Genomic DNA, 16,132 nt, shown 5'->3' with positions numbered 1-16,132 from the left:
CGAGCCGGCCCTACGCCGCCAGCCCACCGCCCTCCGCCACGCGGCGCAGGTGATGCGGCGTGTCGCCGAACAGGCTCTCGATCATGGTCAGGCGCTTGAAGTAATGCGCGCCGAGATATTCCATCGTCATCCCGATGCCGCCATGGAGCTGCACCGCCTCCTGGCCGACGAGCCGGCAGGAGCGGTTGACCTGCACCTTGACCGCCGAGAGCGCCGCAGCCCGCTCGGTGGCGTCCTCATGCTCCACCATCATCGCGGCATAGGCCGCCATCGAGCGCGCCTGCTCGAGCGCGATCAGCATGTCGACGGCGCGGTGCTGCAGCACCTGGAACTGGCAGATCGGCGCGCCGAACTGCTGGCGCGTCTTGAGGTAATCGACCGTGAGGCCATGCAGCGCCTCCATGACGCCGACGGCCTCGGCGGCGAGCGCAGCGATGGCATGCTCGGCGACGCGTTCGAGAACGGGCAGGCCCTGGCCAACGCCACCCAGCAGGCGGTCCTCGCCGACCGCGACGCCTGACAGCGCGATTTCGGCGGCTCGGCCGCCATCCTGCGTCGGATAGCCTCGGACCGTCACGCCGGGCGCGTCGGTCGCGACCAGGAAGAGGCTGATGCCGTCGCGGTCGCGCCGCGCGCCCGCTGTCCGGGCGCTGACCACCAGATGCTGCGCGCTGTCGCCGTTGAGGACGACGCTCTTGGCCCCTTCCAGCACATAGCCACCGCCAGCCTTGCGCGCCGTCGTCGCGACATCGTTGAGGTCGTAGCGCGACTGCTTTTCGGTGAAGGCCAGCGCCAGCCTGAGCGAGCCCTCGACGATGCCGGGAATGATCCGCTCCTTCTGCGCCGGCGTGGCGCCGTAGCGCAGCGCCGCCCCGCCGAGCACCACCGTCGCCAGATAGGGCTCCAGCGCCAGCCCCTTGCCGAGCGCTTCCATCACCACCAGCGTCTCGACCGGCCCGCCGCCGAACCCGCCTTCGTCTTCGGAAAAGGGCAGGCCGAGCAGGCCGAGCTCGGCGAATTGCCCCCAGCCCTTCTCGGAAAAGCCGAGCGGCTCCTTCGCCAGGCCCTGACGCGCCTCGAGCGAGCCGTAGCGCGCCGCCATCAGCCGCTCGACGCTGTCCTTGAGCTGCGATTGTTCGGAGGTGAGATCAAAGTCCATGGCGCCGTTCCAGTATCCGCGAGGGCCCTACTTCGTCATGGTCGGGCTTGTCCCGAGCATCCAAGTCTTCCTTTATCCGCGTCGCAAGACGTGGATGCTCGCCACAAGGGCGAGCATGACGGGTTGGCCCGTCAGGCCAGGCCGCTAGAGCCCGAGGACTGCTTTGGCGATGATATTCTTCTGGATCTCGTTCGAGCCGCCATAGATCGAGACCTTGCGGTTGTTGAAATAGCTCGCGGCCGCGCCGTCGGCCCAGTCGTGGTCGAAGGGCCAGTCATTGCTGAGTTCCGCGCTGCGCACGGGGGCTGCGAGGGCGAAGGGTCCGGCTACCTCCAGCAGGAGCTCGGTCGTCGCCTGCTGCAATTGCGAGCCCTTGATCTTCAGGATCGAGGAGGCGGGGTCGGGCTTGTTCGAGCCGCCCTTGCCTTGCGCCGCCACCACCCGCATCTGGGTGATCTCCAGCGCCTTGAGCTCGATCTCGACATCGGCGAGACGCTCGCGGAAATCGCGGTCGTCCCACATCGTCCCCTCGCCGGCCGGCATCTCGCGCGCCAGCCACTTGATCCGGGCGATCCGCTCCTTGGAAAGGCCGATGCGGGCGATGCCGGTGCGCTCGTTGGCGAGCAGGAACTTGGCATAGTCCCAGCCCTTGTTCTCCTCGCCGACCAGGTTCTCGACCGGCACCCTGACATCGTCGAAGAAGACCTCGTTGACCTCGTGGCGGCCCTCCAGCGTGATGATCGGCCGGACAGTGATGCCCGGTGTCTTCATGTCGATCAGGATGAAGGAAATGCCGGCCTGCTTCTTCGCCGCCGGATCGGTCCGCACCAGGCAGAAGATCCAGTCGGCATATTGGCCGAGCGTCGTCCAGGTCTTCTGGCCGTTGACGACATAATGGTCGCCATCGCGCACCGCCCTGGTCTTGAGCGAGGCGAGGTCGGAGCCCGCGCCGGGCTCGGAGAAGCCCTGGCACCACCATTCGTCGAGATTGGCGATCTTGGCGAGATACCGCTCCTTCTGGGCCTGCGAGCCGAAGGCCGCGATCACCGGCCCGACCATGTAGCAGTTGAACTGCTGCGGCAGTGGCACGGCGGCGAGCAGCAGCTCCTCGGTGAAAATGTAGCGCTGGATCGGCGTCCAGTCCTGCCCGCCCCAGTCCTTCGGCCAGTGCGGCACGGCCCAGCCGCGCGCGTTGAGGATGCGCTGCGAGGTGATGTAATCCTCGCGCGTCAACCCGCGCCCTTCCGAGACCTTCCTGCGGATCTCCGCCGGGATCTCGCTGCGGAAAAAGGCCCGCACCTCGTCGCGGAAGGCGATCTCGTCGGGCGTGAAGCGCAGGTCCATGGCGACTATCCCTGATTGATCTCGAACAGTCCGGCGCAGCCCATGCCGCCGGCGACGCACATGGTGACGACGGCATAGCGCGCCTTGCGCCGGCGCCCCTCCAGCAAGGCATGGCCGACGAGCCGCGCGCCGCTCATGCCGAAGGGGTGGCCGATCGCGATCGCGCCGCCATTGACGTTGACCTTCTCGGGATCGATCCCGAGCTGATCGCGGCAATAGAGCGACTGCGAGGCAAAAGCCTCGTTCAGCTCCCAGAGATCGATATCGGCGACCGTGAGGCCGTTGCGCTCCAGCAGGCGCGGCACGGCGAAGACCGGGCCGATGCCCATCTCGTCGGGCTCGCAGCCGGCCGAGGCGAAGCCGCGGAAGATGCCGAGCGGTGACAGCCCGCGCCTGGCCGCCTCCTCAGCCGACATCACCACGCTGGCCGCGGCGCCGTCAGAGAGCTGGCTGGCATTGCCGGCGGTGATGAACTTGTCCTCGCCGCGCACCGGCTTGAGCTTGGCGAGGCCCTCCAGCGTCGTCTCGGGGCGGTTGCCCTCGTCCTTGGCCAGCGTCACCTCTTCCTGGCGGGTCTCGCCGCTGGCCTTGTCGGTCACCGCCATCACCGCGCTCATCGGCACGATCTCGTCGTCGAAGAGCCGGCGCTGCTGGGCGCTCGCCGTGCGGCGCTGGCTCTCCAGCGAGAAGGCGTCCTGCGCCTCGCGCGAGATGCCGTAGCGCTCGGCAACATTGTCGGCGGTCTCGATCATCGAGGTGTAGATCTCGGGCTTGTGCTTCATCAGCCAGTCGTTCTGGGTCAGCTCGCGCCGCACGACCGGCTGCACGAGGCTGATCGATTCGACGCCGCCACCGATCGCGACCGGCACGCCGTCCATCACTACGCGCCGCGCCGCATGGGCGATCGCCTCCAGCCCGGAGGCGCAGAAGCGGCTGACCGTGACGCCGGCCGACTGCACCGGGATGCCGGCCACCAGCGCGCCATGGCGCGCGACATTGCCGCCGGTCGCCGCCTCGGGATAGCCGCAGCCGATCACGATCTCCTCCACCGCCTCGGGTTCGAGCTTCGCCCGCGCCATGGCGTGGCGGATCGCGTGGGCGGCCATGTCGGCGCCCCGGACCTGGTTGAAGGCGCCGCGATGGGCCTTGCCGATCGGCGTGCGGGCAGTGGAGACGATGACGGCGTCGGTCATGGGGAGTTCCTATGCGGCGGGGTCTATGGAAGCAGGGCCTGCCGAGGCGAGCCCGGCTTGTTTCTCACGTTCTTCGGCAATCAGCACCTTGGCGAGCAGCTTGCCGGCAGCGCTGCGCGGCAGGCTGTCGCGGAATTCGAGCGCGCGCGGCATCTCGTGGCGGCCGAGGCGGTCCTTCAGGAAGGCCTGCAGCTCGTCGAGCGTGAAGGCTGCCGCGCCGGCCTTGAGCGTGACGAAGGCCTTGGCCGCCTGGCCGCGATAGGCATCGTCGATGCCGATCACGATCACCTCGCGCACGGCCGGATGCTCGTAGATCGCGCCTTCGATCGCGACGGGATAGACGTTGAAGCCGCCGGAGATGATCATGTTCTTGCGGCGATCGACGATCTCGAACAGCCCGTCCTCGTCCATCCGCCCGAGATCGCCGGTCAGGAACCAGCCCTCGTCGAAAGCCTCGCGCGTCGCGTCCTCGTCGTCGAGATAGCCCTTGAAGACATTGGGCCCGCGAATGGCGATCTCGCCGACCTCGCCCGGCGCAAGCTCGGCGCGCGGCGGACCGAGCGCGACGATCTTCATCGCGAGGCCCGGCAACGGCACGCCGATCAGGCCTGGCCTGAGCCGCGCCATCTTCGGCACCCGCGCTCCGGCCGGCGCCGTCTCGGTCATGCCCCAGCCATTGTTGAGCCTGGTGCCCAAAATGCCCTCCAGCCGGGTCTGCACCTCGAAGGGCAGCGGCGCGCCGCCGGAGACGCAGGAGCGCAGCGACGAGAAATCGACCTGCTCGACGCCCGGCCGGTTGAGCAGGGCGAACCACATCGTCGGCACGCCGGTGAAGACGGTCGCGCGTTTCTCGGCGATGTCGCGGATCAGCACCTCGACATCGAAGCGCTGGCGCAGGAGGATCAGGTTGCCGTCGCGCAGATGGCGCAGCAGCGCCGCCGTCAGCGCGTAGATATGGAATAGCGGCAGCACGGCGACGACCCGGTTCTCGCCGGGCGCGAGCGGCTCGCCATCGGTCCAGAGCCGGTAGATATTCACGGCCGCGACGAGATTGCCATGCGTCAGCATCGCCGCCTTGGGCAGGCCGGTGGTGCCGCCGGTGAATTGCAGCAGCATGAGATCGTCAGGCAAGACCTGCGGCCACTGCGCCGGTGGCGGCGCGTCAAGCAAGCTGTCGAGCGCTACGGCACCGGGCTGATCAGGCAGCGCCAGTACCTCGCCCTCCTGCCCCCAGCGCTCGTCGGCGCCGATCAGGAGCCGGGGCACCAGCCCGGCCTCCAGCAGCGTCAGCGCGTTCGGCAGGAAGCCCGGCAGGTTGGTGGTGATCAGCCAGCCCGGCCGTGTCGCCTTGAGCTTGTGCTCGAGCTCGCGCGGGGCATCGAGCGCCGAGAGATGGACGACCGTCGCCCCGCAGCGCGCCACCGCGAAGAAGGCGACCGGGTGCCAGGGCGTGTTCGGCAATAGCAACGCCACCCTGTCGCCGGGCCGCACGCCATCCACGATCAGCCCGGCGGCGAGGCGCTCGATCAGCTCGTGCAGCGCGCCATAGCTGATCAGCCTTTCGCGGAACTCGATCGCCGACGCTTCCGGCCGCGCGGCGACGACCGGCGCGAGCAGACCGGGAATGGTCCCGGTCTCGATCTCGGCATCCCAGTCGCAGGCCTGCGGGAAGCGCTCCTGCCAGATCGGCCGCGGCGCGAGGCTCATGCGGCCCTGGCCTTGAGTTCGGAGAAGCCCCTGCCCTCGGCCGCGAGGCGGCGCAGCAGCGGAGAGGGTTCGAGCGAGGCGTCGCCGCTCTCGGCCGCCTGCGCCTCGAGCCGCTTGACGATGACGTCGAGCCCGACGGAATCGGCCCAATGCATCGGCCCGCCGCGCCAGGCCGGCCAGTTATAGCCGTTGAGCCAGACGATATCGATGTCGCCAGGCCGCGCTGCGATGCCCTCCTTGAGGATGCGCGCCCCCTCGTTGACCATCGGGTCCATCAGTTGCGCCACGATCTCGTCGGCCGTGAAGGAGCGGCGGGTAACGCCCTTCTCCTGCGAGATCCGCGCGATCAGCGCCTCGACCTCGGGGTCGCGCTCCCCGGCGCGGGCGCCCTCCGGATAGAGATAATAGCCCCTGCCGGTCTTCTGGCCGAAGCGCCCGGCTTCGCAGAGCGCGTCCGCCACGGCCGCCGTCTTGCCGAGCGACTTGCGCGTGCGCCAGCCGATATCGTTGCCGGCGAGATCGGACATCGCGAAGGGACCCATCTTGAAGCCGAACCCGGTCAGCGCCGCATCGACCTCATGCGGCAGGGCGCCGGCGATCAGCAGCCGCTCGGCGGCGCGGGTGCGCTGCGCCAGCATGCGGTTGCCGACAAAGCCGAAGCAGTTGCCGACCACGACCGGCACCTTGCCGAGCTTGCGCCCGAGCCAGAGCGCGGTCGCGACGACGTCCGCCGCCGTCCCGGCCGGCCGCACGATCTCAAGCAGCTTCATCACATTGGCCGGGCTGAAGAAATGCAGCCCGATCACGTCCTGCGGCCGCTTCGTCGCCGCCGCGATCGTCGCGACGTCGAGATAGGAGGTGTTGCTGGCCAGGATCGCGCCCGGCTTCGCCAGCCGGTCGAGCTCGCCGAAGATCTGCTGCTTGACGCCCATCTCCTCGAACGCCGCCTCGATGACGATATCGGCCTGTGCCACGCCGTCGAGGCCGACATGCGGCGTGATCAGCGCCATGCGCTCGTCGCGCGCCGCCTCGCTCAGCGAGCCGCGCTTCACCGAGAACCCATAGGTTCCCCGTACCCGCTCCAGCCCCTTGTCGACCAGATCCTGCGTCGTCTCGATCAGCGTCACCGGGATGCCGGCATTGGCGAAGCACATCGCGATGCCGCCGCCCATGGTGCCTGCGCCGATCACCGCCGCGCGCGCGATCGGCCTCGGCTTCGCGTTCTCGTCGAGGCCCGGCACCTTGGCCGCCTCGCGCTCGGCGAAGAAGGCATAGCGCAGCGCCTTGGAGCGGTCGTCTGCGACCAGCTTGCGGAACAGCGCGCGCTCGGCCGCGAGCCCCTCGCTGAAGGGCAGCGTGAAGACGCCACGCACCGCCTCGATCAGCGCCATCGCGTTCGGCATGTCGCCCGATTTCGCCGTCGCCTCCTTCGCCAGCCCCTCGAACGCCTCGCGATCAGCGTCGTCAAGCGCCTGCGAGCGCTCGCCGGTGCGCGGCGGCGCGCCCTTGGCGGCGAGTTCCGCGGCGAAGGTCACGGCCGCATCGACGAGATCGCCGATCACGACCTTGTCGACGAGGCCGAGCGCCGCCGCCTTCTCGGCGGAGACGGGCTCGCCGCTCAGCATCATCGGGAAGGCTTTCGCCGCACCGACCAGTCGCGGCAGGCGCTGCGTGCCGCCGGCGCCGGGGATGATGCCGAGCTTGATCTCGGGCAGGCCGAGCTTTGCAGCAGGTGCTGCGACCCGGCCATGGCAGGCGAGCGCGACTTCCAGGCCGCCACCCAGCGCCACGCCCTGGATCGCGGCGACGACCGGCTTGGGACAGCTCTCGATCGCGTTCAGCACATCCGGCAGGATCGGCTCGACCAGCGGCTTGCCGAACTCGCTGATATCGGCGCCGGCGATGAAGGCGCGTCCCGCGGCCGCGATGACCAGGGCCTCGACGGCCGGATCGGCCGCGATCGTCGCGACGGCCTCAGCCAGATCGGCGCGCAGCTTCGCGCTGAGCGCGTTGACCGGCGGGTTGTCGATGGTCGCGATCGCAACCGAGCCGCGATGCGCGAGCCGAACCGTCTCCATAAGCCTGTCCCTCATCCTTCACGTATTCTGCATCGCAGAACGATTGCCTGCATTCGCCCGGCTAGGAAATGTGCCGGCCGATAATTGTCAAGGCAGCAGCTTCCGGTCGTCCGGGAATCGTCGCGCACGCCGTTCTGCAATGCAGAACGCGTGTTTGCGCCTTGACCCGTCGCGAAAGCCCATGCCATGCCTTTTCGATGTCGCAGCAAGCCCGCCAAGAGGCAGCGCGAGGTCACCAAGGGAGGACATCATGAACCGCGGATTCATTCTCGCAAGCCTGATCGGCGCAACGCTGGCCATCGCGGCGCCGGCCGTCGCGGAGGACATCGTGATCGGCGCGCATATGCCGCTGACCGGTTCGCTCGCCCGTTCGGGACAGGCCTTCAACGAGGGCATGCAGGTCGCGATCAAGGTGTTCAACGACTCCCAGAGCAAGCACAAGATCAAGGTCACGGTGATCGATGACGAGAGCCAGCCCGCCAAGGCCGTGACGGCGGTGGAGAAGCTCGCCTCCGACGGCGCGGCGGCGATCATCGGCGGCTATGGCTCCAATATCGTCGGCCCGGCCTCGGACACCTCCAACCGTCTCGACAAGGTCTACATCACCGGCGGCGCCGTGTCCGACGAGCTCGTTGCGCGCGGCAACAAGAACTTTTTCAGGATCAACAACAACGCCGGCTACCAGCGCGGCGTCGAGGGCCTGATGGACGAATTGAAGCCGAATGGCGTTTCGATCGTCGCCTCGACCAAGGAGGCGCCGATGCTTCTGGCCAAAGGGCTGGAGGAATCGCTGACCAAGAAGGGCTTCAAGGTCACGCTGCACCCCTTCGATCCGGCGATCACCGACTTCAAGCCGATCATCAACAAGGTGAAGCTGCAGGACAAATCCGAGATCATCTTCATGTCGGCCTATGAGAACGACTATGTCGGCATCATTCGCGCCGCCAAGGTCCTCAAGCCGCCGGTCAAGGCCATTGCCGGCGCCTGGTCGCTGGCGACGCCGAAAATGTATTCCGACTTCCCCGACCTGATGCAGAACGTCATCGGCACCACCTTCCTGCCCTTCCCGGTCGAGGTGAAGGACGAGGAGGGCAAGAAATTCGCCGCCGTCTACAAGGAGATGTTCGGCAAGGAGATCGAATATGCCTCGACGCTCGCCTTCGTCGAGACGATGGTGCTGAGCGAGGCGCTGACGCGCGCCGCCGATGCCGGCACGCTGAAAGCTGCCGGCGGGCTGCGCGACGAGATGAAGAAGACCAGCCGGCCCTCGCCGCTCGGCCGCATCACCTTCAACGAGGTCGGCGACAACCCGAATTTCGCACTCAGCATGGGCCAGCACGACAAGGGCAAGATCGCGCTGGTCTCGCCCGGCGAGCAGGCGACCGGCAAGATCGCCTATCCCGCCGTGCCGTGGTGAGGGGACCAGCGCGACAGAACCCTCGACGTCATCCCGGCCGCAGCGAAGCGAAGCGCAGGGATCCATCGTAAGGCGCAGTGTCCTACGATGGATCCCGGGGCGCCCTGTGGTCGCCCGGGATGACGGCGTAAACTGGACTGACGAAAGGGCCCCCTTCCCGCAATGTCCGAACTCATCCAGCAGGCGTTGTTCTCAGGGCTCCTCGTCGGCAGCGTCTATGCGCTCGTGGCGCTCGGCATCGCGCTGACCTTCGGGGCGATGAAGATCATCAACCTCGCCCATGGCGAGCTCGTGCTGCTCGCCGCCTATTCCGCCTATTTCATCGAGAGCAGGACCGCCTGGAACCCCTATGCGGCCATTCCGCTCGCCTTCGCCGTCACCGGCGCGGTCAGCGTGATCATTTACCTCCTGATCGACCGCATCCGCGAGCATCGCGAGCTCAATTCGCTGATCCTGACCTTCGCCATCGGCATCATCCTGACCAATGCGATCCTGCTCGGCTTCGCCAGCGACGTCCGCTCGACCGGCTCGCCCTTCCTGCAGGACGCGATCTCGTTCCAGAATGTCTACGCGATGAAGGGCGAGATCACGGCCTTCGTCGTCGGCCTCGTGCTGATGGCGGGGCTGTGGTGGTGGCTGAAGATGAGCTGGTATGGCCGCGCCGTGCGCGCCGTCTCCTCCAACCGCGACGCCTCGATGCTGATGGGCATCGACCCGCGCCGCGTCGAGCTCGCCGCCTTCGTCGTCGCCGGCATCCTGGCGAGCATCGCCGGCATCGCGCTCTACACCATGAGCGTGGTTCAGCCGGCGCTCGGCCCGGCGCTGACCATCAAGGCCTTCATCGTCACCGTGCTCGCCGGCGTCGGCTCGATCCCCGGCGTCTTTTGCGCCGCGCTGCTGCTCGGCGTCACCGAGGCTCTGACGGTGACCCTGGCGAGCTCGGCCCTGCAGGAGCTCGCCGGGATGGTGCTCTTCCTGCTCGTGCTCTTCTTCATGCCAAACGGGCTTTTCGGCGCCCGGGCGCGGCGAGGCTGAGGGCGGTTATGCGCAATCTTCCCGCCTTCGCCATGCTCGCCATCGCCGTCGCGATCCCCTTCGTCTTCGGCGACAACTCCTATGTCATGGGCCTGATGGTCTCCGGCCTGATCGTCGCCGGGGTCGCCCTCGCCTGGGCCCTGCTCGGCAATCTTGGCGGCATGGTCTCCTTCGGCCACGCCGCCTTCTTCGGGGTCGGGGCCTATACCTCGGCGCTGCTCTCGGCCAAGGCCGGCCTGCCGGTGCCGCTCTCGATCCTGGCCGGTGCGGCCGGGGCGGCTTTGTGCTCCATCGTGATGCTGCCGGCGCTCCGGCTGTCCGGCCCCTATTTCGCTCTCGCGATCCTGGCCTATGCCCATATCTTCAAGATCCTCGCGACGGAGGCGACCTCGATCACTGGCGGCTCGGCCGGGTTCTCGCGCTTCCCCGTGCTGCCGACCATCGCCGGCATCGATTTCTCCAGCCGCATCGGCAGCTATTGCCTGCTCGTCGCCCTCGTCGCCGCCTGCGCGCTGGTCTATCTCGCGGTCAAGCGCAGCCATGTCGGCACGGCGCTGCGGGCCATGGCCGAGAGCGAGGACGCGACCCGCGTCGTCGGCGTCAACGCCACGCTGCTCAAGGCCTGGATGCTCCTGCTCTCGGCCTTCATCACCGGGCTCTTCGGCGCGATGAACGCCCATATCATCAACTTCCTCGAGCCGGACTACGCCTTTTCCGGGAACTGGAGCATCCTGCCGATCATCGCCGCGATCTTCGGCGGCTACCGCACCATCCTCGGGCCGGTGGCCGGCGCGGTGCTGATCTATCTCTTCGATCAGGTCGTCGCGAAGGAGCTTCTGCCCGTCGGCCACCAGATCATCCTCGGCATCCTGCTCGCCGGCATGATCCTGGTCGCGCCCAACGGCCTGTTCGGCCTGTTCGGCGGCAAATCGCGCCACGCCAAACCGCGCCACGCCAAGTCCCGGGAGGCAGCCGATGCTGCGGCTTGAGGGCGTCACCGTCCGCTTCGGCGGGCTCGTCGCGCTGAAGGATGTCGGCTTCGACGTCGGCCCCGGCGAGATCCTCGGTCTCGTCGGCCCCAACGGCGCCGGCAAGACGACGTTGTTCAACACGATCTCGGGCCTGGTCCGGCCGCGCTCCGGGCGCATCCTGTTCCGGGAAAGCGAGATCGGCCGGCTGCCCCTGCATGCCCGCGCTCGGCTCGGGCTCGGCCGCACCTTCCAGATCCCACAGCCCATGCACCATCTCACCGTGCGCGAGAACCTGACCGTCGCGCAGGTCTTCGGCGCGCGCATTGCCGATCCGGCCCGGATCGACGAGATCCTCGAGGTCATGGAGCTCGCCGACCATGCCGAGCGCGACGCCGCAACCGAGCTCGCTTTGCAGGAGCTGAAGCGCCTCGAGATCGCCAAGGCATTGGCGACCGACCCGGAACTGCTCCTGCTCGACGAGGTCCTGGCCGGGCTGGAGAGTCAGGCCAAGCGCCGCTTCATCGCCAAGCTGTGCGAGCTGCACGAGCGCTACAAGCTCGCCATCATCATCGTCGAGCACGACATCGAGACGATCTCGACGCTGTGCTCGCGCGCCATCGTGCTGAATTTCGGCGAGATGATCGCCGACGGCACCCCGGCCGAGGTTTTTCGCGACCCCGCCGTGGTCGAGAGCTATACGGGAGCGGCCGATGCTTGAGCTGCGCTCGCTCCGCGCCGGCTATGGCCGCATCAACGTGCTCTGGGACATCTCGCTCGCCTTCCCCAAAGGCGAGCTGACCGCCATCATCGGCCCCAACGGCGCCGGCAAGACCACCCTGTTCCGTGCCCTGATGGGCCTGATCCCGCATCAGGGCGAGATCCTGCTCGACGGCAAGCCGCTGAAGGGCCGCACCTGGGACCTGATCGAGGCCGGCCTCGTCATGGTTCCGGAAGGCCGCATGGTCTTCAAGGACATGAGCGTCGAGGAGAACCTCGCGCTCGGCGCCTATCCGCGCCGCTGCCGGGCCGACCGCGCCCGCAATCTCGGGCGCGTCTACGATCTCTTTCCCCGCCTGAAGGAACGGCGCGCCCAGCTCGCCGGCTCGCTGTCGGGCGGCGAGGCGCAGATGCTGGCGATGGGCCGCGGCTTGATGAGCGAGCCGGCCATCCTGCTGATCGACGAGCCCTCGCTCGGCCTCGCGCCGGTGATCGTCAAGGAGGTCTTCGGCATCATCCGCCGCCTGAAGAGCGAAGGCGTCACCATCGGGCTGATCGAGCAGAACACGCATATCGCGCTGTCCGTCGCCGATCACATCCACCTCATGCGTTCAGGCAAATTGCTGTTGAGCCGGCCGGCGGACACGATAGACCTCGATCACCTGCACGACCTCTATCTCGCCCGCGAAGCCGCGCCACCCGCATCCTGACCTGAGCACGCCATGGCCCTGCCCGCCTCCCTCGCCGACGCCCTCGCCTTGCCCGTCATTGGCTCGCCGATGTTCATCGTCTCCGGCCCCGAGCTGGTGATCGCGCAATGCCTCAACGGCGTCGTCGGCTCCTTCCCGGCGTTGAACGCCCGCCCGGCCGACCAGCTCGATCTCTGGATCGCCCGCATCAAGGCCGAGCTTGCGGCCGCGAAGGCAGCCGACCCCACCCACGTCATCGCGCCTTTCGCGGTCAACCAGATCGTCCATGCCTCCAATGACCGCCTGGCCCATGACATGGAGGTCTGCGTCCGCCATCAGGTGCCGATCATCATCACCTCGCTGCGCGCGCCCGACGAGGTGGTCAGCGCCGCGCATTCCTATGGCGGGCTCGTCTTCCACGACGTCACCACCATCCGCCACGCGCAAAAGGCGCTGGAGGCCGGCGTCGACGGGCTGATCCTGGTCTGTGCCGGCGCCGGCGGCCATGCCGGCACGCTCTCGCCTTTCGCGCTGGTCGGCGAGGTCCGGCGCTTCTATGACGGGCCGATCATCCTGTCCGGCGCCATCGCGACCGGCTCCGCCATCCTGGCGGCGCAGGCGATGGGCGCCGACCTCGCCTATATCGGCTCGCGCTTCATCGCGACCGAGGAGGCCAATGCCGCGCCCGGCTACAAGGAGATGATCGTCGAGGCTGCCGCCGCCGACATCGTCTACACGCCGTTCTTCACCGGCGTGCCGGGCAATTACCTCAAGCCGAGCATCGCCGCGCAGGGCCTCGACCCCGACGCCCTGCCGCAGGCCGACAAGAGCCGGATGAATTTCGGCTCCGGCAGCGTCAAGGCCTGGCGCGACATCTGGGGCTCGGGCCAGGGTGTCGGCCTGATCGAGGACGCGCCGGCCGTGGCAGCGGTGGTCGCCCGGCTCAGGCGCGAATATGACGAAGCCAAAGCCCGGCTGTGCCAAAGCTGATCCGCAGGATCAGGACGATACGTTTTCAGGCAGGAAAGACCGACGAATGACCGAGACCGTGCTGACCGAGACCGCCGCGCCCGGCGTGACGCAGATCACCATCAACCGGCCCGAGCGGCGCAATGCGCTCGACGGCGCGACCTATGCCGGGTTGATCGAGGCGCTCAAGGCCGCCGAGGCCGACGCGTCCGTGCGCGCCATCGTGCTGACCGGCGCGGCCGGCTGCTTCACCAGCGGCAGCGACATCAAGGGCTTCCAGGCCTCGGCCGGAGACGGGCCGAGTATCGCCATCCAGTTCCTGACCGCGATCTCGACCGCGACCAAGCCGATCGTCGCCGCCGTCGAGGGCTACGCCGTCGGCATCGGCACTACCATGCTGCTGCATTGCGACCTCGCCTTCACGGGCAAGGGCGCTACCTTCCGCGTTCCTTTCGTCGCGCTTGGCCTCTGCCCCGAGGGCGCCTCCAGCTACCTGCTGCCGCTCGTCGCCGGCACCAAGCGCGCCGCCGAACTGCTCCTGCTCGGCGAGGCCTTCAGCTCCGAGCAGGCGGCCGAGGCCGGCATCGTCAACGCCGTCACCGAGGATGGCGCGGCGCTCGAGCGCGCACTGGAGCGGGCGAAGGCGCTCGCTGCCCTGCCGCCGCAATCGGTCGCGCTGACCAAGATGCTGCTCAAGCGCGGCCATGCCGCGACCGTCGCCGAGACGATCGCGGTCGAGGCGAAGCATTTCGCCGAGCGCCGTATGTCGGATGAAGCCCAGGCCGCCTTCGCCGCCTTCCTCAAGCGCTGACCATGGAGCTGACCCTGCCCGACGACCCCGGCACGCGGAAGACGCCCGAGCGCGACGAGCTGGCCGGTCCGAAGGAGGATCGGCATTTCGTCACGGCGCTGGCGCGCGGGCTCGACGTGCTCGCCTGTTTCAAGCGCGGCGAGGCGGCGCTGGCCAATTCCGAGATCGCCGAGCGCTGCGGCCTCGCCCGCTCCACCGTCTCGCGCCTGACCCATACCCTGACCAGGCTCGGCTATCTCCACCATGTCCCGCAAAGCGGCGCCTACCGGCTCGGCACGGCGCTGATCGCGCTCGGCTCGACGGCGCTGGCCGGCCTCGACGTCCGCCATCTCGCCCGGCCGGGCATGCGCGACCTCGCCGTCTTCGCCAATGCCTCGGTGGGCCTCGGCGTGCGCGACCGGCTCAGCATGCGCTATATCGAATGCTGCCGCGGCGAGGCGGCGATCGCGCTCAACATGGATGCCGGCTCGCGCATCTCGATGGCGCGAAGCGCCATGGGCCGGGCCTATCTCGCGGTCTGCGACGAGGCCGAACGCCGCGCCATCATGGAGGATGTCCGCTCGGTCGACGACGCCGCCTGGCCGGCTTTGCGCGACGGCATCGAGCGCGCCCTGGACGATTACCGCGCCTATGGCTGCGCCCGCTCCTTCGGCGACTGGCAGCCGACGGTCAGCGCCATCGCCGTCGGCTTCCGTCCGGGCGGCGGCCTGCCGCCGATGTCGATCAATTGCGGCGCGCCGACCGTGATCCTCGATCCCGATTTCCTGCTCGACCAGGTCCGGCCGCGCCTGATCGCGCTCGCCGCCCGTCTCGAAGGCGTAATGGGCTCATGACCGACCTCGATCTTCCCCTCTCCGGCATCCGCGTCCTCGATCTCTCGCGCATCCTCGCCGGCCCCTGGTGCGGCCAGGTCCTGGCCGATCTCGGCGCCGAGGTGATCAAGGTCGAGCATCCGGCCCGCGGCGACGACACGCGCGACTGGGGCATGCGGCTCGGCGAGCGCAACACCTGCTATTTCAACGCGGTCAACCGCAACAAGCGCTCGATCGGCGTCGATCTCGGCCGGCCGGAGGGGCTCGCCATCATCCGCGACCTGGCGCGCCGGAGCGACGTCCTGATCCAGAACTTCAAGACCGGCGGCGCCGACAAGCTCGGCCTCGGCTATGAGGCGCTCAGCGCCGGGAACCCCGGCCTGATCTACTGCTCGATCGCCGGCTACGGCTCGGACGGGCCGGAGGCGGCGCGGCCGGGCTACGATCTCGTCATCCAGGGCGAGTCGGGCCTGATGGGCATGAACGGCAATGACGACCAGCCGCCGCTGAAATTCGGCGTCGCCATCGTCGATCTCTTCACCGGGCAATATGCCGCCCAGGCCGTGCTCGCCGCGCTCGTCCAGCGCGGCCGCACCGGCAAGGGCCGTCATGTCGAGATGGCGCTGTTCGATTGCGGCCTCTCGGTCACCTCCTATTACGGGCTGGAGGCGCTGGCGCTCGGCGAGGATCCGCCGCGCTACGGCAACGCCCATCCCTCGATAGTGCCCTATGGCGTCTTCGACGCGGCAGACGGCGCGCTCGTCCTCACCGTCGGCAACAACGCGCAGTTCGAGCGCTTCTGCCGCGCGGTGATCGACCGGCCGGACCTCGCCGACGACCCGCGCTACGCCACCAATCTCCAGCGCACCGTCCAGCGCTCGCAGCTGCTGCCGCTGATCGAGGCGGAGCTGCGCGCCCGCCCGCGCGGCGAGCTCCTGGCGAAGCTCGCCGCCAACGGCATCCCCTGCGGCGAAGTGCTCGGCCTCAACCGGGCGCTGCGCTCGCAGCGCGCCACACAGGCCGGCATGGTGGTGGAAGCCGCCGACGATGCGGCGGCGCCGGCCGTGCTCGCCCCGCCCTATCGCCTCGACGGAGAGCGGGCGCCTGTGCGCCATCGCCCGCCGGGACTGGGGCGCGATACCGATACCGTGCTCGGAGCCGATCTCGGCCTGACGGGCGAGCGGCTGCAGGCCCTGCGGAGCGCCGGCATCATCGCCTGATGGGCCTGCG

The 16,132-nt window shown here is 68.6% G+C and carries 14 protein-coding genes; 9 read left to right on the top strand and 5 right to left on the bottom strand.

The features are described 5' to 3' along the window. Positions 1–10: 10 nt before the first annotated feature. The 5 genes from ACTIF2_RS23170 to ACTIF2_RS23150 form a co-directional block, all read right to left on the bottom strand. A complete protein-coding gene (locus ACTIF2_RS23170; protein WP_439499487.1) occupies positions 11–1,159 on the bottom strand; it encodes an acyl-CoA dehydrogenase family protein in 1,149 nt (382 codons plus the stop codon). A 144-nt stretch (positions 1,160–1,303) separates the two neighbouring features. Continuing rightward, positions 1,304–2,503: a pimeloyl-CoA dehydrogenase large subunit gene (pimC, locus tag ACTIF2_RS23165; RefSeq protein WP_439499486.1), complete on the bottom strand. Its 1,200-nt coding sequence runs from the start codon at positions 2,501–2,503 to the stop codon at positions 1,304–1,306. Positions 2,504–2,508: 5 nt separating this feature from the next. Next, positions 2,509–3,696, bottom strand: coding sequence for an acetyl-CoA C-acyltransferase (locus ACTIF2_RS23160; protein ID WP_439499485.1), 1,188 nt, complete (start codon positions 3,694–3,696; stop codon positions 2,509–2,511). A 9-nt stretch (positions 3,697–3,705) separates the two neighbouring features. After that, a complete protein-coding gene (locus tag ACTIF2_RS23155) occupies positions 3,706–5,403 on the bottom strand; it encodes an AMP-binding protein (protein WP_439499484.1) in 1,698 nt (565 codons plus the stop codon). Beyond that, positions 5,400–7,496 carry a 3-hydroxyacyl-CoA dehydrogenase NAD-binding domain-containing protein gene (locus ACTIF2_RS23150; protein WP_439499483.1) on the bottom strand — a complete coding sequence of 699 codons (2,097 nt, stop codon included), beginning with the start codon at positions 7,494–7,496 and terminating at the stop codon, positions 5,400–5,402. The genes ACTIF2_RS23155 and ACTIF2_RS23150 overlap by 4 nt, the downstream gene beginning before the upstream one ends. A 235-nt stretch (positions 7,497–7,731) precedes the next feature. Here ACTIF2_RS23150 and ACTIF2_RS23145 point away from each other — a divergent pair, with 235 nt between their 5' ends. The 9 genes from ACTIF2_RS23145 to ACTIF2_RS23105 all read left to right on the top strand — a co-directional run bounded on the left by ACTIF2_RS23145 (position 7,732) and on the right by ACTIF2_RS23105 (position 16,122). Then, entirely contained in the window at positions 7,732–8,898 is a 1,167-nt protein-coding gene (locus tag ACTIF2_RS23145) for an ABC transporter substrate-binding protein (protein ID WP_439499482.1), read from the top strand. A gap of 162 nt (positions 8,899–9,060) precedes the next feature. Then, a complete protein-coding gene (locus ACTIF2_RS23140; protein ID WP_439499481.1) occupies positions 9,061–9,933 on the top strand; it encodes a branched-chain amino acid ABC transporter permease in 873 nt (290 codons plus the stop codon). Positions 9,934–9,941: 8 nt separating this feature from the next. After that, entirely contained in the window at positions 9,942–10,922 is a 981-nt protein-coding gene (locus ACTIF2_RS23135; protein ID WP_439499480.1) for a branched-chain amino acid ABC transporter permease, read from the top strand. Beyond that, positions 10,909–11,622, top strand: a complete 714-nt coding sequence (locus ACTIF2_RS23130) for an ABC transporter ATP-binding protein (RefSeq protein ID WP_439499479.1) — start codon at positions 10,909–10,911, stop codon at positions 11,620–11,622. Before ACTIF2_RS23135 ends, ACTIF2_RS23130 begins: the two co-directional genes overlap by 14 nt. Then, on the top strand, positions 11,615–12,331 hold the full coding sequence (locus tag ACTIF2_RS23125) for an ABC transporter ATP-binding protein (protein WP_439499478.1): 717 nt from the start codon (positions 11,615–11,617) through the stop codon (positions 12,329–12,331). The genes ACTIF2_RS23130 and ACTIF2_RS23125 overlap by 8 nt, the downstream gene beginning before the upstream one ends. A 12-nt stretch (positions 12,332–12,343) precedes the next feature. Further along, complete coding sequence (locus ACTIF2_RS23120) at positions 12,344–13,300, top strand: NAD(P)H-dependent flavin oxidoreductase (RefSeq protein ID WP_439499477.1); 957 nt, start codon at positions 12,344–12,346, stop codon at positions 13,298–13,300. A gap of 46 nt (positions 13,301–13,346) precedes the next feature. Further along, on the top strand, positions 13,347–14,090 hold the full coding sequence (locus tag ACTIF2_RS23115) for an enoyl-CoA hydratase-related protein (protein WP_439499476.1): 744 nt from the start codon (positions 13,347–13,349) through the stop codon (positions 14,088–14,090). Between the two features lie 2 nt (positions 14,091–14,092). Next, positions 14,093–14,923 (top strand): IclR family transcriptional regulator, encoded by an 831-nt coding sequence (locus ACTIF2_RS23110; RefSeq protein ID WP_439499475.1) that lies wholly within the window; start codon positions 14,093–14,095, stop codon positions 14,921–14,923. Then, a complete protein-coding gene (locus ACTIF2_RS23105) occupies positions 14,920–16,122 on the top strand; it encodes a CaiB/BaiF CoA transferase family protein (RefSeq protein WP_439499474.1) in 1,203 nt (400 codons plus the stop codon). The genes ACTIF2_RS23110 and ACTIF2_RS23105 overlap by 4 nt, the downstream gene beginning before the upstream one ends. The last annotated feature ends 10 nt before the right edge of the window (positions 16,123–16,132 follow it).

The organism is Allobosea sp., from assembly GCF_051860145.1.
Taxonomy (GTDB): domain Bacteria; phylum Pseudomonadota; class Alphaproteobacteria; order Rhizobiales; family Beijerinckiaceae; genus Allobosea.
This window is presented reverse-complemented; position numbering and strand designations above follow the sequence as displayed.